This window comes from Mycobacterium sp. ENV421 (genome assembly GCF_002887815.1).
Classification (GTDB): domain Bacteria; phylum Actinomycetota; class Actinomycetes; order Mycobacteriales; family Mycobacteriaceae; genus Mycobacterium.
This window is the reverse complement of record NZ_PDHO01000010.1, coordinates 139476-158594: the sequence shown is the minus strand read 5'-3', so window position 1 is coordinate 158594 and position 19119 is coordinate 139476. Positions and strand designations below refer to the sequence as shown.

14 protein-coding genes are annotated in these 19119 nt (G+C 67.5%); 8 read left to right on the top strand and 6 right to left on the bottom strand.

The features are described from left to right. Positions 1 to 89: 89 nt before the first annotated feature. Complete coding sequence (ileS, locus tag CRM90_RS14915) at positions 90 to 3233, top strand: isoleucine--tRNA ligase (protein ID WP_102807766.1); 3144 nt, start codon at positions 90 to 92, stop codon at positions 3231 to 3233. Between the two features lie 3 nt (positions 3234 to 3236). On the opposite strand, the gene CRM90_RS14910 is transcribed toward ileS, so the two are convergent. Continuing rightward, positions 3237 to 5411: a hypothetical protein gene (locus tag CRM90_RS14910; RefSeq protein ID WP_102807715.1), complete on the bottom strand. Its 2175-nt coding sequence runs from the start codon at positions 5409 to 5411 to the stop codon at positions 3237 to 3239. Between the two features lie 109 nt (positions 5412 to 5520). On the opposite strand from CRM90_RS14910, the gene CRM90_RS14905 reads away from it, so the two are divergent. Continuing rightward, positions 5521 to 6882 (top strand): DNA polymerase IV, encoded by a 1362-nt coding sequence (locus CRM90_RS14905; protein WP_233209335.1) that lies wholly within the window; start codon positions 5521 to 5523, stop codon positions 6880 to 6882. Here the strand turns inward: CRM90_RS14905 and CRM90_RS14900 are convergent. After that, a complete protein-coding gene (locus CRM90_RS14900; RefSeq protein WP_102807714.1) occupies positions 6847 to 7764 on the bottom strand; it encodes an asparaginase in 918 nt (305 codons plus the stop codon). The two genes, CRM90_RS14905 and CRM90_RS14900, sit on opposite strands and share 36 nt — an antisense overlap. Here CRM90_RS14900 and lspA point away from each other — a divergent pair. Genes lspA through rarD form a run of 3 tightly spaced genes read left to right on the top strand, consistent with a single transcriptional unit; the run spans position 7763 to position 10172 of the window. Next, positions 7763 to 8347, top strand: coding sequence for a signal peptidase II (lspA, locus tag CRM90_RS14895; RefSeq protein WP_233209328.1), 585 nt, complete (start codon positions 7763 to 7765; stop codon positions 8345 to 8347). The genes CRM90_RS14900 and lspA overlap by 2 nt on opposite strands. Continuing rightward, complete coding sequence (locus tag CRM90_RS14890; protein WP_047330386.1) at positions 8347 to 9273, top strand: RluA family pseudouridine synthase; 927 nt, start codon at positions 8347 to 8349, stop codon at positions 9271 to 9273. The genes lspA and CRM90_RS14890 overlap by 1 nt, the downstream gene beginning before the upstream one ends. Further along, the gene (gene rarD, locus CRM90_RS14885; protein WP_102807712.1) at positions 9270 to 10172 is read left to right on the top strand and encodes an EamA family transporter RarD; all 903 of its coding nucleotides are present in this window, start codon (positions 9270 to 9272) and stop codon (positions 10170 to 10172) included. Before CRM90_RS14890 ends, rarD begins: the two co-directional genes overlap by 4 nt. On the opposite strand, the gene CRM90_RS14880 is transcribed toward rarD, so the two are convergent. Beyond that, a complete protein-coding gene (locus CRM90_RS14880) occupies positions 10148 to 11182 on the bottom strand; it encodes a polysaccharide pyruvyl transferase family protein (protein ID WP_102807711.1) in 1035 nt (344 codons plus the stop codon). The genes rarD and CRM90_RS14880 overlap by 25 nt on opposite strands. A gap of 24 nt (positions 11183 to 11206) precedes the next feature. Here CRM90_RS14880 and CRM90_RS14875 point away from each other — a divergent pair, with 24 nt between their 5' ends. Further along, positions 11207 to 12442 carry an Rv1490 family membrane protein gene (locus CRM90_RS14875; RefSeq protein ID WP_102807710.1) on the top strand — a complete coding sequence of 412 codons (1236 nt, stop codon included), beginning with the start codon at positions 11207 to 11209 and terminating at the stop codon, positions 12440 to 12442. 824 nt (positions 12443 to 13266) lie between these two features. After that, a complete protein-coding gene (locus CRM90_RS14870) occupies positions 13267 to 13863 on the top strand; it encodes a SecDF P1 head subdomain-containing protein (RefSeq protein ID WP_142391376.1) in 597 nt (198 codons plus the stop codon). On the opposite strand, the gene CRM90_RS14865 is transcribed toward CRM90_RS14870, so the two are convergent. Both CRM90_RS14865 and CRM90_RS14860 read right to left on the bottom strand, forming a co-directional pair. Further along, complete coding sequence (locus CRM90_RS14865; RefSeq protein WP_102807708.1) at positions 13860 to 14189, bottom strand: DUF202 domain-containing protein; 330 nt, start codon at positions 14187 to 14189, stop codon at positions 13860 to 13862. The genes CRM90_RS14870 and CRM90_RS14865 overlap by 4 nt on opposite strands. After that, entirely contained in the window at positions 14186 to 14557 is a 372-nt protein-coding gene (locus CRM90_RS14860) for a YidH family protein (protein WP_036337766.1), read from the bottom strand. The genes CRM90_RS14865 and CRM90_RS14860 overlap by 4 nt, the downstream gene beginning before the upstream one ends. Positions 14558 to 14671: 114 nt before the next feature. Between CRM90_RS14860 and dnaE the strand changes: the two genes are divergently transcribed. Next, the gene (gene dnaE / locus CRM90_RS14855) at positions 14672 to 18229 is read left to right on the top strand and encodes a DNA polymerase III subunit alpha (RefSeq protein WP_102807707.1); all 3558 of its coding nucleotides are present in this window, start codon (positions 14672 to 14674) and stop codon (positions 18227 to 18229) included. A gap of 9 nt (positions 18230 to 18238) precedes the next feature. On the opposite strand, the gene CRM90_RS14850 is transcribed toward dnaE, so the two are convergent. After that, positions 18239 to 19042, bottom strand: a complete 804-nt coding sequence (locus CRM90_RS14850) for a transglutaminase-like domain-containing protein (RefSeq protein ID WP_102807764.1) — start codon at positions 19040 to 19042, stop codon at positions 18239 to 18241. Between the last annotated feature and the right edge of the window lie 77 nt (positions 19043 to 19119).

The following is a 19119-nucleotide window of genomic DNA, read 5'->3' as shown; positions in this document are numbered from 1 at the left end:
GCGTAAGCGGGGTGGTACCGCGGCGCTCGCGCACTCCGCGCGTCGTCGTCCCCGTGTCCAGACACCTGGCACAGGAGACGAACGCACCCGTGACCGAGAATGGCTACCCGAAGCCGGCTGGTGGTTCACCCAGCTTCCCTGCCCTCGAACTCGATGTCCTCGACTACTGGGCGTCCGACGACACCTTCCGGGCCAGCATCGCCCAGCGCGACGGCGCCGAGGAATACGTCTTCTACGACGGTCCGCCGTTCGCCAACGGCCTGCCGCACTACGGCCATCTCCTGACCGGCTACGTCAAAGACATCGTGCCGCGCTACCGCACGATGCGCGGGTACAAAGTGGAGCGCCGGTTCGGCTGGGACACCCACGGGCTGCCCGCCGAACTCGAGGTGCAGCGTCAGCTCGGCATCACCGACAAAGCCCAGATCGAAGAGATGGGCATCGGGAAGTTCAACGACGCCTGCCGCGCCTCGGTGCTCAAGTACACCAGCGAGTGGCGCGACTACGTCACCCGTCAGGCGCGCTGGGTCGACTTCGACAACGACTACAAGACCCTGGACCTGTCGTTCATGGAGTCGGTCATCTGGGCGTTCAAGCAGTTGTGGGACAAGGGGCTGGCCTACGAGGGCGTGCGGGTGCTGCCGTACTGCTGGAACGACGAGACCCCGCTGTCGTCGCACGAGCTGCGCATGGACGACGACGTCTACCAGAGCAGGCAGGACCCGGCGATCACCGTCGGGTTCCGGATCAATCAGGCCGGCTCCGATCTGGACGGCGCCTACCTGCTGATCTGGACCACCACGCCCTGGACGCTGCCGTCGAACCAGGCCGTCGCGGTCAATCCCGACGTCACCTACGTGGTGGTGCAGGTCGACGGCCGGAGTCTGGTGCTCGCTCAGGCCCGGCTCGCCGCCTACGCCCGCGAGCTGGGGGAGGAGCCCGAGGTGCTCGCCACCGTCACCGGTGAACAACTCCTCGGGCTGCACTACCTGCCGCCGTTCCCGTATTTCCTGAACTCCGCCAACGCTTTTCAGGTGCTTCGCGGTGACTTCGTCACCACCGAGGACGGCACCGGTGTGGTGCACATGGCGCCCGCGTACGGCGAGGACGACAAAGCCACCACCGACACCGTCGGCATCGTGCCGGTGACACCGGTGGACTCCAAGGGCCGCTTCGACGCCAGCGTGCCCGACTATCAGGGCCAGCACGTGTTCGACGCCAACCCGCAGATCATCCGGGACCTGAAGAACGGCACCGGATCCGCCGCGGTCAACGCCCCGGTGCTGATCCGCCAGGAAACCTACGACCACTCGTATCCACACTGCTGGCGGTGCCGCAACCCGCTGATCTACCGCGCGGTGTCGTCGTGGTTCGTCAAGGTCACCGAATTCCGGGACCGGATGGTCGAACTCAACCAGCAGATCACCTGGTATCCCGATCACGTCAAGGACGGCCAGTTCGGCAAATGGCTGTCCGGCGCCAGGGACTGGTCGATCTCGCGAAACCGGTACTGGGGCACACCGATTCCCGTGTGGGTCTCCGACGACCCGGCGCACCCGCGGATCGACGTCTACGGCAGCCTGGACGAACTCGAACGCGACTTCGGGGTGCGCCCGGACAATCTGCACCGGCCGTACATCGACGAGTTGACGCGGCCCAATCCCGACGACCCGTCCGGCACCGCGACGATGCGCCGCATCGAGGACGTCTTCGACGTGTGGTTCGACTCCGGGTCGATGCCGTACGCGCAGGTGCACTATCCGTTCGAGAACGAGGGCTGGTTCCTGGGTGGGGCGGCGGGAGGGGAAGAAGCTCATTTCCCCGGTGACTTCATCGTGGAGTACATCGGGCAGACCCGCGGCTGGTTCTACACCCTGCACGTGCTGGCCACCGCGCTGTTCGACCGGCCTGCTTTCAAAACCTGTGTGTCCCATGGGATCGTGCTCGGCAACGACGGCGCGAAGATGAGCAAGTCGCTGCGCAACTATCCCGACGTCAACGAGGTGTTCGATCGCGACGGCTCCGATGCGATGCGCTGGTTCCTGATGGCCTCGCCGATCCTGCGGGGCGGCAACCTGATCGTCACCGAGCAGGGTATCCGCGAAGGTGTCCGCCAGGTGCTGCTCCCGCTGTGGAACGCCTACAGCTTCCTGACCCTGTACGCGCCGAAAGTCGGTACCTGGCGTACGAATTCGACCCACGTGCTGGACCGCTACATCTTGGCCAAGCTCGGCGAGTTGCGTGACCAGCTGACCGACTCCATGGACGTCTGCGACATCTCGGGTGCCTGCGAGCAGCTGCGCCAGTTCACTGAAGCATTGACGAACTGGTATGTGCGCCGGTCGCGTTCGCGCTTCTGGGAAGAGGATGCCGACGCCATCGACACTCTGCACACCGTGCTGGAGGTGACCACACGGCTGGCGGCCCCGCTACTGCCGATGGCCACCGAGGTGATCTGGCGCGGTCTGACCGGCGAGCGCTCGGTGCATCTGACCGACTGGCCGCAGGCGGCCGTGGTCCCGGCTGACCCGGCGTTGGTGGCTGCCATGGACCAGGTGCGCGACGTCTGCTCGACGGCGTCCTCGTTGCGCAAGGCCAAAAAGCTTCGAGTGCGGCTCCCGCTGCCGAAACTGACTGTGGCGGTGGATAATCCGCAGAGCCTCGAACCGTTCGCGGACCTGATCGCCGACGAGCTGAACGTCAAGGCCGTCGAGCTCACCGACGATGTGCCCGCCTACGGCCGGTTCGAGCTGGCGGTCAACGCCCGCGCCGCAGGCCCGCGTATCGGCAAGGACGTCCAGGCGGCGATCAAGGCCGTCAAGGCTGGCGACTATGTGCTCAACGCCGACGGGACGCTCACCGCGGGCCCGGCCGTGCTGCTTCCGGAGGAGTTCACGGCCAAGCTGGTGGCCGCTGATCCGGAGTGGACGGCTGCGCTGCCCGACGGTGCCGGCCTGGTGGTGCTGGACGGCGCCGTCACCCCGGAGTTGGAGGCCGAGGGCTGGGCCAAGGACCGGATCCGTGAACTGCAGGATCTGCGCAAGTCCAGCGGCCTGGACGTCAGTGACCGCATTCGGGTGGTCATGTCGGTGCCGGCCGAACGGGCGGATTGGGCTGCGGCGCATACCGATCTGATCGCCGGCGAGATCTTGGCGACGAGCTTCGACTTCGGTGAGCCGGATGGTGCCGTGGAGATCGGCGACGGGGTGCGGGTAGCGATCACCAAGGCCTGAGACTCACCCGGCGACGGTGGCATTCCCGGACGGGGCGGCGGGCTGGGCGCTCGGCGTCTGGGACAGAATCCCGCCCAACACGAAGAAGCCCAGGAGAACGAACTGCACCATCACCAGATAGGCGGTGCTCACCGCCAGTTGGATCGCGGTCACAATTCGCCCGAGCGGTGTGAGTGCGAACGCCTCGAGGTCCAAGCCCCACGGAGCCCCGGCGATATGTGTGGTCGCCGCGCCGGTCGACGTGTCGAGGTTCGCGCTGACCCCCGCGAATGTCCGGAACCCGACGTGGTGCCCGTCGGCGCTCACTTGCGGTAGGGCGGCGGGGGTTCCGGTGAGCCGGGTGGTGACGCCCACCTGGTTGCCGGTTAAGGTGTCGATCACCGCGACGCGGGTGCTGCTCCCGTGGGCGTGCGTGGCGGGGACCCTGGTGTAGATCGTGGTGTGGTGTCCGTCGTCGCTCACGATCGGCATCCCCGGCTCGCCCGGCAGCACGAGGCCCGTGCCGGTCTGGGTACCTGTGGCGACGTCGATCAGCACCAGATGCGTCTCATCGGCGTCGTCGAGGATGAACAGGGCATGGGTGCCGTCGGCGGCCGTCGACGGGTCTGGCCAGCCGGTGAGTGCACCGGAGAAGCCCAGCGGGGCCCCCACTCGTTGCCCGTTCGAGGAGTCGAACGACGTGAACTGCGTGGAGCCGCCGACGCTCGTGACAACCAGGACGTGGGTCTGGTCGGCGTCGACGAGCGCATAGCTCATCGTCCCCTCGACGTCGACGGCCGCACCGGTCTGTTCGCCGGTTCTGCTGTCCAGCACCATCACTTCGGTGGAGTTACCGGTGCTCGACGCGAACAGAGCATGGATACCGTCGCTGTTGACCAGCGGACCCCGCACCTGGCCGCCGAGGACGACAGGGGTCCCGGTGCGTTCGCCGGTCACGGTGTCGAGCACCGCTACCTCGGTCGAGTCCGCGGTTCTCGCGGTCACGAGTGCATGCACGCCGTCGGCGCTCAGTAGGGGGCGCTCCAGTCGGCCGGTCATGGCGAGGGGAACGCCGGCCTGGTCGCCGGTCGTCGTGTCGACCACCGCGATGCGGGTGGTGTAGCCGTCGTCCGCCGTGATCAGGACGTGGATGCCGTCGGCGGCGGTGACGACGTAACCAGCAGTGCCCTGGAGGTCGACAGTGTTTCCGGACTGTTCACCGGCCGCGGTGTCGATGACCGCGGCATGGGTTGCCCCGCCGATGCTCGCGGTCAGAAGGACGTGGACACCGTCTTCGCTCAGAATGGGGTCACCCCATGGCGCGCCCTCCAGGCTCACCGGATGGCCGACCTGGGTGCCGGTGGCGGTGTCCAACACCGCTGCGCTGACCGTCGCCGTCCCCGCCCAATAGTTCTGATTGACGGACATGACCAGCAGGCGAGCGTTCCCCACCCGGATGGCCGGTGTGTTCCACAGGCCGCCGTCCAAGGTGAGTCCTTCACCGACCGTAGTGCCAGAGGCGGTATCGAGAACCGTGAAATCAGTGGCACCGCCGGTGGTCGCGTCATAGCGGACAGTGCGGATCAGGGCGAGGCCGTCGTCGACCAGTGACACGGCGGGAGAGCCGGTGAAGTCGAGTGTCGTGCCCGTCTGGGTTCCCGCCTGAGTGTCGAACACCGCGACCTGGCTCACGTACTCATTGGAGGCTTCCCAGCTCGTCGCGATCACGGCTCTGCCGTGCGCGACGTCTAGCAGCGGGGGCTGTGCGACGCGGCCGGTGAGTACGAGAGTGGTTCCGGTCTGGGTGCCGGTGGCGTTGTCTTGCAACGAGATCCGGGTGGTGACACCGTCGCTGTCGATGACGAGGTTGTTGCTGTCGTCGATGGCGACCGCGTCGGCAGGCGGCGTCGTGGATGTCGCCTTCCGCCTCGACTCGGCCGCACCGGACGCCGCCATCAGAAGAGTCACCGACGATGCAGGCGCATCGGCGGTGCGTTTCGGCGCGGACTTCTTCGAGGCGACGGCGCTCGCACGCTGCGGCGCCCGCGCCGACTTCGCGGTGCCCGGCGAAGCGCCGTGCGACAACGACCCCGCCGCGGTATCGGCGGACGCCGTCGGCGCACTCACCATCACTGCCGCCCCGACGCCCAGCGCCACCGCCAGCCCACCGACGTAACCGACGAGATAACCAGTACCCATGGCAGTGATCGTGCGCTGCTCTCGACTGCGCGGATTCAGTAGCCGACTACTGCTTTCGGCCCAGCCAATAGCATCGGGAGTCGTGGAGCGCTGGGTCTTGCATTTCGACATGGATGCGTTCTTCGCGTCGGTCGAACAGCTGACCCGCCCGACGCTGCGTGGCCGCCCCGTCCTGGTCGGCGGGCTCGGCGGCCGCGGTGTGGTGGCCGGCGCCAGCTATGAGGCGCGGGTGTTCGGCGCCCGGTCGGCGATGCCCATGCACCAGGCGCGGCGGATGGTCGGCGCCGCAGCGGTGGTGCTACCGCCCCGAGGCGTGGTCTACGGGGTGGCCAGTCGACGGGTGCTGGACACGGTGCGCGCCATGGTTCCCGTCCTCGAGCAGCTGTCGTTCGACGAGGCGTTCGGTGAGCCGATCGAACTGGCCGGGGCCAGCGCCGCGGACGTCGAGGAGTTCGCCGTCCTGCTGCGCCGCCGGGTCCGCGAAGAGACCGGCCTGGTGGCCTCGGTCGGGGCCGGGTCGGGCAAGCAGATCGCCAAGATCGCCTCGGACCTGGCCAAGCCCGACGGGTTTCGCGTGGTCCGCCGCGACGAGGAGCGCACGCTGCTCGACGGCTTGCCGGTACGCCGGTTGTGGGGGATCGGCCCGGTCGCCGAGGACAAGCTGCACCGGCTGGGCATCGACACGATCGGCCAGCTGGCCGCGCTGACCGACGCCGAGGCCGCCAGCATCCTCGGAGCCACCGTGGGTCCCGCGCTGCACCGCCTGGCCCGCGGCATCGACGACCGCGCGGTGGCCGAACGCGCCGAGGCCAAGCAGATCAGCGCCGAGTCGACCTTCCCGGCCGACCTCACCACCATCGAACAGCTGCGCGACGCCATCGCCCCCATCGCCGAGCACGCCCACCAGCGGCTGCAGCGCGACGGTCGCGGCGCCCGCACGGTCACGGTCAAGCTCAAGCGGTCTGACATGAGCACTCTCACCCGATCGGCAACACTGCCGTACGCCACCGGCAACCTCGGCACCCTGACCGCCACCGCGTACCGGCTACTCCTCGATCCCCGGGAGGTTGGCCCCATTCGTCTTCTGGGCGTTGGCTTTTCGGGCCTGTCCGACGTCCACCAGGAGTCGCTGTTCCCCGATCTCGAGCAGGTGGAGGCCGAGGTCGCCGAGGCGCCGGACACCCACGCGCCAATGGCGGTGCCGGTGCCGGAAGCCGGGGGCTGGCGCATCGGTGACGACGTCGGTCATCCCGAGCTCGGCCACGGCTGGGTACAGGGCGCCGGCCACGGCGTGGTCAGCGTTCGCTTCGAAACGCGCGGCAGCGGGCCCGGGGTGATGCGGACGTTCGCCATCGACGAAGCGGACCTGGTCAAAGCCAACCCGGTCGACAGCCTGGACTGGGCGGAGTACGTCGGCGGTCTGGAAAGCCGGGCCTCAGCCCCAGCGGGCGATGACGTCGGCCACGGGTAGTCCCGCGCTCAACGCGGCCATCATCAGCACCCGGGCCTGGCTGCTCCGCAACTGCGGAACCAGCACAGCTCCGGCGCTCACCAGGTCGTGGCCCGGCCCGTAGGCCGCCGCCGTCGGCCCCCCGGGCACGCGGGTGGTGACCGCCACGGCCACGCCGCGGGCACAGGCCCGGCGCACCGCCTCGATGATCGGGGCTCCGGCGTTGCCTGCCCCCATCGCCTCGATCACCAGACCCGCGGCGCCTGCGTCGATGAAGGCGTCGATCGCGGTGCCGTCGGCGCCGGGATAGGCAGCCACGATGTCGACCCGGGCCGCCCCGGCGGCTTCGCCGAGGTAGGCCCGCCGCGCATCGCTGGTCCATTCGACTGTCTCGCCGCAGACCCGGCCCGCCGGCGGGGCGCCGCCGAACAGATCGGGGCCGCCCACCTTGGTGGTGCCCAGCGCCGGGCGCACCCATCCGGCGAAGCAGATCAGCACACCCCGCCCGCGGGCGCGCGGGCTGGCCGCCACCGCGAGGGCGTCGCGCAGGTTGGCCGGTCCGTCGGCGTCCGGGGCGTCGGCCGACCGGGCGGCCCCGGTGACGACCACCGGCGCGTCACCGGCGTAGGTCAGCTCCAGCCACAGCGCGGTCTCTTCCATCGAATCGGTGCCATGCGTGACGACGACGCCGTCGGCCCCGGCGGCGGCCGCGGTGACGGCGTCTGAAATCCGCCGCCACTCGGTCGGCGTCAGCTGCGAACTGTCCAGGGTGAACAGGTCGATCACCTGAGCATCGTGCCCGGCGACCAGCTCGGCGCCACCGTGCACCGGCCGCAGGACGCCCTCATCGTCTGCGCTGGTGGCGATCGTCCCGCCGGTGGTAACGACGACGAGTCGGGGCATGCCCAACAGACTAGGGAATGATGGGGGTGTGACCGACGAATCCAAGGACAGCGCCAAGGCGCCACGTCGGCTGCGGCTGTTGCTGTCGGTGGCGGGTGTGGTGCTGGCGCTCGACGTGATCACCAAGGTGCTGGCCGTGCGGTGGCTGACGCCGGGCCAGCCGGTGTCGATCATCGGTGACACCGTCACCTGGACGCTGGTGCGCAACTCGGGCGCGGCCTTCTCGATGGCCACCGGCTACACCTGGGTGTTGACGCTGGTCGCCACCGGTGTGGTGATCGGGATCTTCTGGATGGGCCGGCGGCTGGTGTCGCCGTGGTGGGCGGTTGGCCTCGGCATGATCCTGGGCGGCGCGCTGGGGAACCTGGTCGACCGGTTCTTCCGCTCGCCCGGCCCGCTGCGCGGGCACGTCGTCGACTTCCTCTCCATCGGCTGGTGGCCGGTGTTCAACGTGGCCGATCCGGCGGTGGTCGGCGGTGCCATCCTGCTGGTCGGTCTGTCGCTGTTCGGCTATGACTTCGACACCGCGGGTCGCCGCACGTCCGAGCCGGCCGCCAGCGACGACAAGGCCGAGACGGCCTGATGGCCGAACGGTCCATGCCAGTTCCGGAGGGGCTGGCCGGCATGCGCGTCGACGCGGGCCTGGCCCGGCTGCTGGGGCTGTCCCGGACCGCCGCGGCGGCGATCGCCGAGGACGGCGGCGTCGAACTCGACGGCGCGCGGGCAGGGAAATCCGACCGTCTCGAGGCCGGCGCGTGGCTGCACGTGCAGATCCCCGAGGAAGCGCCGCCGCCGGAAAACACGCCCGAAGAGATCGAGGGCATGACGATCCTGTACTCCGACGCCGACATCGTCGCCGTCGACAAACCGCCGGGGGTGGCCGCCCACGCCACCGTCGGCTGGCACGGACCGACCGTGCTGGGCGGTCTCGCCGCGGCCGGATTCCGGATCAGCACGTCGGGCATCCACGAGCGGCAGGGCATCGTGCACCGGCTCGACGTCGGCACCTCGGGTGTCATGGTGGTCGCGCTGTCCGAGCGGGCCTACACGCTGCTCAAGCGGGCGTTCAAGCAGCGCACCGTCGACAAGCGTTATCACGCTGTGGTGCAGGGACATCCGGATCCGTCGAGCGGAACCATCGACGCACCGATCGGCAGGCACCGCGGCCACGACTGGAAGTTCGCCGTCACCGAGACCGGCCGGCACAGCATCACCCACTACGACACCGTCGAAATGTTCCGGGCCGCAAGTCTTCTCGATATTCACCTGGAAACCGGTCGTACGCACCAGATCCGGGTGCACTTCGCCGCGCTGCACCACCCGTGCGCCGGTGATCTGACCTACGGCGCCGACCCGGTGCTGGCCAAGCGGCTCGGCCTGGAACGGCAATGGCTGCACGCGCGTTCGCTGGCGTTCGCCCATCCCGCCGACGGCAGGCACTTCGAGGTCACCGCCCCGTACCCGGCCGATCTGCAGCACGCATTGGATGTGCTGCGCGGCGAGTCGTGACGAGCCCCAAACAGGACACCAAGACCGGCGGTCTGCTCTACGGCATCGGTGCCTACGGGTCCTGGGGCTTGTTCCCGGCGTTCTTCCCGCTGCTGAAACCGGCTGGAGCACTGGAGGTTCTGGCGCACCGGGTGGTCTGGACGCTGGTTCTGATGGCCGGTGTGGTGGTCGCCATGCGCAAGCTGTCCGACCTGCGGTCTATCACCGGACGTACCTGGCTGCTGCTGCTCTGCGCCTCGGCACTGGTGTCGGCCAACTGGGTGATCTTCATCTTCGCCGTCAGCAACGGCCATGTCGTCGATGCCGCGCTCGGTTACTTCATCAATCCACTGATCAGCGTGCTGCTAGGGGTGCTGATCTTCCGCGAGCGGCTCAACCGGGCTCAGCTGGTGGCGGTGCTGATCGCGCTGGCCGCGGTGATCCTGCTCGGCATCGAGGTCGGTGGGCCGCCGATCATCGCGCTCGGGCTGGCTTCGACGTTCGGCCTCTACGGTGTGGTCAAGAAGGTGGTTCCCACCGACCCGCGGGTCAGCGTGGGCGTGGAGGCCGCGATCGCCGCGCCGTTCGCCATCGCGTACATCGTTGTGCTGCAGCTCAGTGGGCACGGCCAGTTCGCCAGCAACGGGTCCGGCCACCTGGCGCTGATGATGCTGTCGGGGCCGATCACCGCGATCCCGCTGCTGCTGTTCGCCGCCGCGGCCCAGCGCCTGCCCCTGGTCACCCTCGGGTTGCTGATGTATCTGAATCCGGCCATGCAGATGACCTGGGGTGTGCTGGTGGCGCACGAGCCCATGCCGCCGGCCCGCTGGGCGGGTTTCGCGCTGATCTGGCTGGCCCTGCTGGTGTTCAGCGGTGACGCACTGCGGCGGGCTCGTCAGGCGCCCGCGATGCCGAGTTGACGGCGCAGCGCGCTGTATTCGGAGTTCAGCTGGGTGCGTAGCCGGTCGACGGCGGCGCGTTTGTTGGCTCGGATTGCGCGTGAGTCGGCCAGTGATTGCAGTACCCGGTCGACGACGGCGGTGCTGGTGACCTGATCGGTGCGGATCAGTGACCGCTCGTCGTCGATCGACATCGCGAAGTCGCGGCACTTCGGTTGGTACTCAAGGGAAACCACCGGGGTGTCCGACAGGGCCGCGAGGATTCCGGCATGCAGCCGGCATACGATGGCGGCCGAGCAGTGGGCGAATTCCCGTGCTGCGGCCTCGGCGTCGGGTGGTAGCAGGATGTCAGCGGGGATGCCCTCGAATGCCACCTCCAGCCACTTGCGGTCGCTCGGGTTCATCAGGATGCCGACGAAGCGGTGGCCCCGGCCTGCGAGTTCGCGCACAGCGGCCGCGACATGGTCAGCGACTCCGACCGGGTCATGTCCCCACAAGTCGTCGCCGTAGCCGAGGTTGACCCCGATCAGGCCGTCCTCGACCGGCACTTCGGGGCGCGGCAGGATCAGTGCAGGGTCGCCGGTCATCTGCGCCGTCACACCGATCTCAGCCAACAGCTCCACACTGCGGGGCCCGCGCACGGATACGGAGTCGAAATCGACCAGGATCGGCTTCCACTTGATGAGCTCGTCGTTGCCTGACCCGCTGCCCCGCCCGGAATAGCCCGGGTCCTGCACCCCGACGCCGATCGCGTACTTGCCGTTGTTCTTGGTCACCGCGAGGCCCGCCTTGGCCAGCAGGCGGAAGTAGCGGACTCCAACCAGCGTCCCGCCGCCCATCACCAGCGTGCTGGGGGTACGAGCCCGGTGCAGGGCAGCGCCGAGCGGGAAGACGAATTCGTGCGCCAGCCGCGGAATGTCGTTGAACGTGACCCCGGGCAGCTGGGATTTGACCGCGTCGTAGATCGCGTCGTCGCCGAGATTGTCCTTGTCGTGGAAGCCCAGATAGGCGACCGTCGCGTCTTCGCTCACGCGAACCGACCCTATACTCAGCCGATGCCGAGCACCGCGGTCGACACTGGGAGCAGGCGCGGCTTCTTCATCACGTTCACGGTGCTGCTGCTGTTCTGGGCGGCAGTGCTTTTGACGCTTGCGATCACGGTGGTCCCCGACGGCTATTGGTATTCCTACTTCGCCATCGACTACTCGGTGGGTTTCATCCGGCGCGGACTTGCCGGCGAGATGCTGGGCCTGTTCGGCGCCGCGCACTACTTCGGTGGGCTGGCGGTGTTGCGCTGGATTCCGACGGTGGCCTTCGTTCTCGGTCTCGCCGTGGTGGCCTGGTCGATTGCCGTCAGGTCCGGTCGGTCGCAGCGACGGCGGCTGATCGCTCTGCTGATCCCTGTGTTGCCGTTCGGGTTCGCGTTCGCGTTGTTCTCGGCACGCACCGATCTGCTGGGTGGCGCCGGGCTGGCCTTGTTCGCCGTCGTGCTGACCAGGTTCGCCACCACTCGTGCGACCGTAATCGCCAGTGCGGTCTTTGGTGTGACGCTTGGCGTGTTGACGTTGATCCATGAGGCGACGCCGTTCCTGTTCGGGCTCGGCGTGCTGTCGGCGCTGACGGTGCTGGCGCGGCATCTGGACGCCAAGGCGTTCTGGACCAGTGTGGTGGCCGCGCTCGGGCCGCCCGTGATGGTCGCCCTGGCGTTGGCCGCATTCGGCAGGCAGAAGGTGTCCCCGCAGCTGTGTCAGCTGGTGCAGCACGGGCCGATGAACCATCCACTGGCCGGCAAACCGACCATCGGCCAGCTGCTGAGCGGCTTCCACTATTACGTCGACTACCACGATTGGTTCTGCCGGGCTTTCCTGCCGTTGTTCGACATGACCTTCAGCGAAGGCATGCGCTTCGTCGGCAGCATCGGTGTGGTGGCGCTGGCCGGCTCGACGGTCTATGGGCTGGCCACGCTGGCCGTCGCCACGCTGGCGATCAGCCACGTCGCCGGTGTTCCGGTACGCCGGTTCACCTCGATCCTGCGGGGCAGGCCGCTGGCCATGCTCATCGGGATGGTGATGATTGTGCCGGTGTTCGCGACCGGGGTGGACTGGGTCCGGTGGTGGGTGATCATCGCCTTCGACCTCGGGGTGGTCTTTCTGCTGTACACCCGCAACCAGCCCGAAATCGATGAACCGCCGACCCGCCGCACCCTGATCGTGTTCGCTGTCGGTGCGATCCTGCTTGCAGTGATCCCGATCGGGATCATCCCCGGCTTCGGTGCGCCCGTCCCGATGTAACTGCACCGAAGTCGTTGTCCCGGTGATATTCCCCGAGAGGCAACACTGCGGGCGTCCCGGTCGCGCCAAGATTGGCGGGATGGGCGGGGACAGCGCATCGGGCGGCGACTGAAGCTCGGCCGCTATCTCATCGGCTGGGCGGCGTCGGACGGGGATGTCCACGGTACGAGCAGCGGGGTTGGCTGTGCGGTGCCGCGTTCTCCTGGTACAGAACTTACTCGCCGACCCGGTGCGCCAGCCGTGTGTGCGCGGGCATAATTCGGCGACCCGGTACTGGCTGGCGGGACGTCACCGGTGAACCGAACGCCGCCGCCGTGCCTCGTGGACGCTCCGCTGGGCGATGACTTCCCGGTGGCCCGGCCGAAATCGCTGATCAACGTTATGACGGCGGTGCCGGTCACCTGATTGGTGCGGATCAGTGACTGTTTGTCGTCGATCGCCATTACGAGGTCGCGGCACTTCAGTTGGTAATCAAGGGAAGTCACCCGGGTGGTGCTTGACCGCCCGGAGAGGGAAGACGAATTCGCGCGCGAGCCGCGGCACGTCCGTCGAACGTGAACCCGGGGGGCTGGGATTTGACCGCGCCGTAGATCGCGTCGTGGCCGAGATTGTCCTTGCCTGGAAGCCCCGATCGACGACCGTCGCGCCTTGGCTCACGTGGATCGACCCTGTACTCATCCGATGTAATCCCCGACGGCTTACCCGGTCCACGCTGATCGTGTCGTTACGAGCGCTATTCTGCTCGCGGCGATTCCAATCGGTGTTGTCCTAGGCTTCGGTGCGCCGGTCCCCATGTGAGGCCGCAAATTCAGATCGAGGAGCGCATGTCTGACAGTCCCCGCCGAAACCGGCGGCTCCTGATCACGCTGGTCGCTGCGCTTTCCTCGGCGGTGATCGTCTTGCCGGTCCTCGGGGTGCTGCTGGCCCCGGGGATCCTGCAAAAGCAGAAGCAAGTGGAAAGCGCGACACTGACTACAACCGCAACGCCGCCGGCTCTGACGATCAAGCCACTGTCGTTGCGGCCGGTGAACGGCACATACGTTGTTCGAGATGGGGACTGCGACCCGCCGCCGCCGACGCCGCCCGAGGCGCCGCTGCGCATTTGCGACGTCCTCAAGTCTGCGGTGTACGAACTCGGACCTCAAGTGCTGACGATTCAGCTCACCGACGTCGACTCGTTCCTGAATCCCTTGACCGCCAAACAGATGGTGCAGGTAACCATGACCCCGGATTCGGCGCGGGCATTCGCCGATTTCACCTCGTCCCACATCCACCAACGGATCGCCTTCGTCCGCGCCGATCTCGTGGTGTGGGCACCGACCATCACCGAGCGGATCGACGGCGAGGTGTTGCAGCTCTCCGGTGACGTGACCGAGGAACAGGCCCGCGAGATAGCCCGCATGCTCAAAGACGAGGCCTAGAGGCGGCTGTACTCCACCAGCATTGCCGCGCCCACACCGGCGACGAGCACCAGCATGACCGCGGTGGCGCCGGGGATGAGGTAGCGCGAGAGCGGGGTCTGCCCGGCCAGCACCGCGGCGCGGACCCGTTGGTAGCGCCGCCGGACCAGGACCAGGCTGACGAGCGCGGCTGCCGTGGTGAGCACGATGCCCGGCCACAGCGCGAACCGTTCGACCACGCTCCAGCGCACCAGCAGGGCGCCGATCGCCAGCACGCCGATGGAGGTGCGCTGCCACGCCAGCGCCGTGCGCTCGGCCACCGCCGTGACGTCCGGGTTCTCGGTCACCGGCCGAACTCGGCGAGGTAGACCAGCACGGCTGCGGCCACGATGATGATCGCCGCGCCGGAGACGATGATCCGGGGCAGCGGATCGGTCGGTAGCGGCCGCTTCTCCCGCATGGCCCGCTCGGCGCGATCCCACCGGACGTAGGCGCCCGCGGTGACCACCAGCGACAGCACGAGCAGCAGCCCCGTGATGACGATCCGGAACGGACGCGGCCCGAAATCGTGGACCAGGCTGGCCAGCGCCACCGCTCCGGCCAGTAGTGCCAGACCGGTCCGCAACCAGGCCAGGAAGGTCCGCTCGTTGGCCAGTGTGAAGCGGTAGTCGGGGTCGCTGCCCACACTGCGCAGCGGGGGCTTGGACGCGAACATAGGGTTCTGCCTATCAGGAGTGACGGGCCCGCGCGAAGCGAATCGACACGAGCCGCCAGACACGTACGCGACACGCCGAAGGCTGTCGGTCCGCGGCCCTAGACTGACGGGCCTATGGGTACTGGAACGTCAGCCGGCTCTTTTGTGCACCTGCACAACCACACCGAGTACTCGATGCTCGACGGTGCGGCGAAGATCACCCCCATGCTCGCCGAGGCGCTGCGCCTCGAGATGCCCGCCATCGGCATGACCGACCACGGAAACATGTTCGGGGCCAGCGAGTTCTACAACGCCGCCACCAAGGTCGGCATCAAGCCGATCATCGGTGTCGAGGCCTACATTGCGCCCGCTTCCCGATTTGATACCCGCCGCATCCTGTGGGGCGATCCCGGCCAGAAGAGTGACGACGTGTCGGGCAGCGGCTCCTACACGCACATGACGATGGTCGCCGAGAACGCCACCGGCCTGCGCAATCTGTTCAAGCTGTCGACGCTCGCCTCGTTCGAGGGTCAGCTCGGCAAGTGGTCCCGGATGGATGCCGAGATCATCGCCGAGCACGCTGCGGGGATCATCGCCACCACCGGTTGCCCGTCGGGTGAGGTGCAGACCCGGCTGCGGCTGGGCCACGAGAAGGAGGCGCTGGAGGCCGCCGCCAAGTGGCGGGAGATCTTCGGGCCGGAGAACTACTTCCTGGAGCTGATGGACCACGGGCTCTCGATCGAGCGCCGGGTCCGCGAGGGCCTGCTGGACGTCGGCCGCAAGCTCGGGATCCCGGCCTTGGCGACCAACGACTGCCACTACGTCACCCGCGACGCGTCGCACAACCACGAGGCGCTGCTGTGCATCCAGACCGGCAAGACGCTGTCGGACCCCAACCGGTTCAAGTTCGACGGCGACGGTTACTTCCTCAAGTCGGCGGCGGAGATGCGCGCGCTGTGGGACGCGGAGGTTCCCGAGGCCTGCGATTCGACGCTGCTGATCGCCGAGCGGGTGCAGTCCTACGCCGACGTCTGGGCGCCCACCGACCGGATGCCGATCTTCCCGGTGCCGGACGGCCATGACCAGGGCAGCTGGTTGCGTCACGAGGTCGCGGCCGGTCTGCGGCGGCGTTTTCCGGACGCGGTGCCGCCGGAGTACACCGAGCGGGCCAGCTACGAGATCGACGTCATCTGTGGCAAGGGTTTCCCGTCGTACTTCCTGATCGTGGCCGACCTGATCAACTACGCGAAGTCGATCGACATCCGGGTCGGGCCGGGCCGTGGTTCGGCGGCCGGTTCGCTGGTGGCCTACGCGTTGGGCATCACCAATATCGACCCGATCCCGCACGGGCTGCTGTTCGAGCGATTCCTCAACCCGGAGCGCCCGTCGGCACCCGATATCGATATCGACTTCGACGATCGTCGCCGCGGTGAGATGGTGCGCTACGCCGCCGAGAAGTGGGGTAGTGACCGGGTCGCTCAGGTCATCACGTTCGGCACCATCAAAACCAAGGCGGCGCTGAAGGATTCGGCCCGGGTCCACTACGGCCAGCCGGGCTTCGCGATCGCCGACCGGATCACCAAGGCGCTGCCGCCGCCGATCATGGCCAAGGACATCTCGGTGGCGGGGATCACCGACCCGAACCACGAGCGGTACAAGGAGGCCGCCGAGGTCCGGGCTCTGATCGACACCGATCCCGACGTGCGCACCATCTACGAGACGGCGCGTGGCCTGGAGGGTCTGGTCCGCAACGCCGGGGTGCACGCGTGCGCGGTGATCATGAGCTCGCAGCCGCTGATCGAGGCGATCCCGCTGTGGAAGCGTCCGCAGGACGGCGCGATCATCACCGGCTGGGACTACCCGTCGTGTGAGGCCATCGGCCTGCTGAAGATGGACTTCCTCGGCCTGCGGAACCTGACGATCATCGGCGACTGCATCGAGAACATCAAAGCCAACCGCGGTATCGACGTGGACCTGGAATCGCTTCCGCTGGACGATCCCAAAGCCTACGAACTGTTGGGCAAGGGTGACACCCTGGGGGTGTTCCAGCTCGACGGTGGGCCGATGCGGGACCTGCTGCGGCGTATGCAGCCCACCGAGTTCAACGACATCGTCGCCGTGCTGGCGCTGTATCGCCCCGGCCCGATGGGCATGAACGCCCACAACGACTACGCCGACCGCAAGAACAACCGGCAGGCGATCAAGCCGATCCACCCGGAGCTCGAAGAGCCGCTCAAGGAGATCCTGTCCGAGACGTACGGTCTGATCGTCTACCAAGAGCAGATCATGTTCATCGCGCAGAAGGTCGCCTCCTACTCGATGGGTAAGGCCGATGCTCTGCGAAAGGCCATGGGCAAGAAGAAGCTCGAGGTGCTCGAGGCGGAGTATCAGGGCTTCAAGGAGGGGATGACCGCCAACGGGTTCTCCGAGAAGGCGGTGAAAGCGCTGTGGGACACCATCCTTCCATTCGCCGGGTACGCGTTCAACAAATCGCATGCCGCCGGCTATGGATTGGTGTCCTACTGGACCGCCTACCTCAAGGCCAATTTCCCGGCCGAGTACATGGCCGGGCTGCTCACCTCCGTCGGTGACGACAAGGACAAGGCGGCGGTCTACCTCGCCGACTGCCGCCGGCTGGGTATCACGGTCCTGCCGCCCGACGTCAACGAGTCGGTGCAGAACTTCGCCTCGGTGGAGGACGACATCCGGTTCGGGCTCGGCGCGATCCGCAACGTCGGCGCCAACGTTGTCAGCTCGCTGATCGCGACCAGGGCCGCCAAGGGTAAGTTCACCGACTTCTCCGACTACCTGAACAAGATCGACATCGCGGCCTGCAACAAGAAGGTCACCGAATCCCTGATCAAGGCAGGGGCTTTCGATTCGCTGAAGCATCCGCGCAAGGGCTTGTTCCTGGTGCACACCGATGCCGTCGACTCGGTGCTGGGCACCAAGAAAGCGGAAGCGATCGGACAGTTCGATCTGTTCGGTGGGGGAGACGGTGACGGCGCCGACAGCGGCGACTCGGCGTTCACCATCCGCGTGCCCGACGAGGAGTGGGACGACAAGCACAAACTGGCCCTCGAGCGGGAGATGCTCGGGCTGTACGTTTCCGGGCATCCGCTCAACGGGGTGGCGCACCTGCTGAACGCCCAGGTCGATACTCAGATCCCGGCCATCCTCGGCGGCGACGTCGCCAACGACACGCAGGTTCGGGTCGGCGGCATTCTGGCCGGTGTCAACCGACGGGTCAACAAGAACGGAATGCCCTGGGCCTCAGCGCAGTTGGAGGATCTCACCGGTGGCATCGAGGTGATGTTCTTCCCGCAGACCTACTCGCTGTTCGGCGCCGAGATCGCCGACGACGCGGTGGTGCTCGTCGGCGGCAAGGTGCGCATCCAGGATGACCGGATCTCGTTGATCGCCAACGAGCTTGTGGTACCGGACTTCTCGGGCGCACAGGCGAATCGGCCCCTTGCGGTGAGCCTGCCCACCAGGCAGTGCACGATGGACAAGGTCAGCGCACTCAAGCAGGTACTGGCTCGCCACCCGGGTACCGCACAGGTGCACCTGCGGTTGATCAGTGGCGACCGGATCACCACGCTGGAACTCGACCAGTCGCTGCGGGTGACGCCGTCGTCGGCGCTGATGGGCGATCTCAAGGCACTGCTGGGGCCGGGCTGCCTCGGGGGCTAGGCCCACCGATCAGTTCAAGGCCACCAGTTCGTGCACCGAGTCGAGCGGCAACATGCCGTCGACGACCGCGGTGACCTCCATGCTGTTGAGCGTGATCGCGCCGTTGTGGTTGTCCAGAAACGCGGTGTCTGCGGCGTCGCGGCCGGTGGAGATCCGCACCATCGATTGGCGTGGCGCCAGGCATGTCGCGTCGACGACCTGCCAGGCGCCGTCGACGAACGCCTCGGCGACGGCGTGAAAGTCCATCGGGTCACAGCCCGGCGCATAGACCGCGACCAAACGCGCCGGGACGTTCACCGCGCGCAGCAGTGCGATCACCAGATGTGCGTAATCGCGGCAGACACCGGCGCCCGCGAGCAGGGTGTCCGCGGCGCCGTCGGTCGGATCACTGGATCCAGGAACGTAATCCAGCCGTGTCCCCACCCACGACGACACCTTCTCCAGCACCGTGACGGAGTTCGCGTACTGGCCGAATTCGGTGGCGGCGTAGCCGAAGAACTTGTCGGCTTCGGCGTAGCGACTCGGCCGCAGGTAGGTCGAGAGGTCGATATCGCGCACGGGTGGCGGATCGGTCCGGCCCTCGATGGTGGCCCGATAGGAGGCGGTCACCGAACCCTCCCCGGCATCGAAGCGGTGAATGCGGGTGCCGTGGTCGCCGATGATCTCGTCAGGGCTGATGAGTTTTCCGTTGACGCGGTATTCCAGCGATTCAGTGAGGCGTGCCCCGGGAACCGGGGCGACCGCGATCTGGAACTCCAAAGTCGTTGGCGCAGTGATTGTCACGTCGATCTCGGCACCGACGTCGCGCTTCAGCACCCCGGTGTCCTCGCCGGAACCCACATCGCGCACCGCCTTCGCTGGAATCGTGCCCTACTCTAATCGCGCAGTGC

What these genes read in the sequence shown, in the direction of transcription:
- CRM90_RS14870 (WP_142391376.1), top strand. Translation starts at nt 13,267, where the DNA reads ATGTCTGACAGTCCCCGCCGAAACCGGCGGCTCCTGATCACGCTGGTC.
- CRM90_RS14905 (WP_233209335.1), top strand. Translation starts at nt 5,521, where the DNA reads ATGGATGCGTTCTTCGCGTCGGTCGAACAGCTGACCCGCCCGACGCTG.
- CRM90_RS14875 (WP_102807710.1), top strand. Translation starts at nt 11,207, where the DNA reads ATGCCGAGCACCGCGGTCGACACTGGGAGCAGGCGCGGCTTCTTCATC.
- CRM90_RS14860 (WP_036337766.1), bottom strand. Translation starts at nt 14,557, where the DNA reads ATGTTCGCGTCCAAGCCCCCGCTGCGCAGTGTGGGCAGCGACCCCGAC.
- CRM90_RS14900 (WP_102807714.1), bottom strand. Translation starts at nt 7,764, where the DNA reads ATGCCCCGACTCGTCGTCGTTACCACCGGCGGGACGATCGCCACCAGC.
- CRM90_RS14890 (WP_047330386.1), top strand. Translation starts at nt 8,347, where the DNA reads ATGGCCGAACGGTCCATGCCAGTTCCGGAGGGGCTGGCCGGCATGCGC.
- CRM90_RS14910 (WP_102807715.1), bottom strand. Translation starts at nt 5,411, where the DNA reads ATGGGTACTGGTTATCTCGTCGGTTACGTCGGTGGGCTGGCGGTGGCG.
- lspA (WP_233209328.1), top strand. Translation starts at nt 7,763, where the DNA reads ATGCCCAACAGACTAGGGAATGATGGGGGTGTGACCGACGAATCCAAG.
- dnaE (WP_102807707.1), top strand. Translation starts at nt 14,672, where the DNA reads ATGGGTACTGGAACGTCAGCCGGCTCTTTTGTGCACCTGCACAACCAC.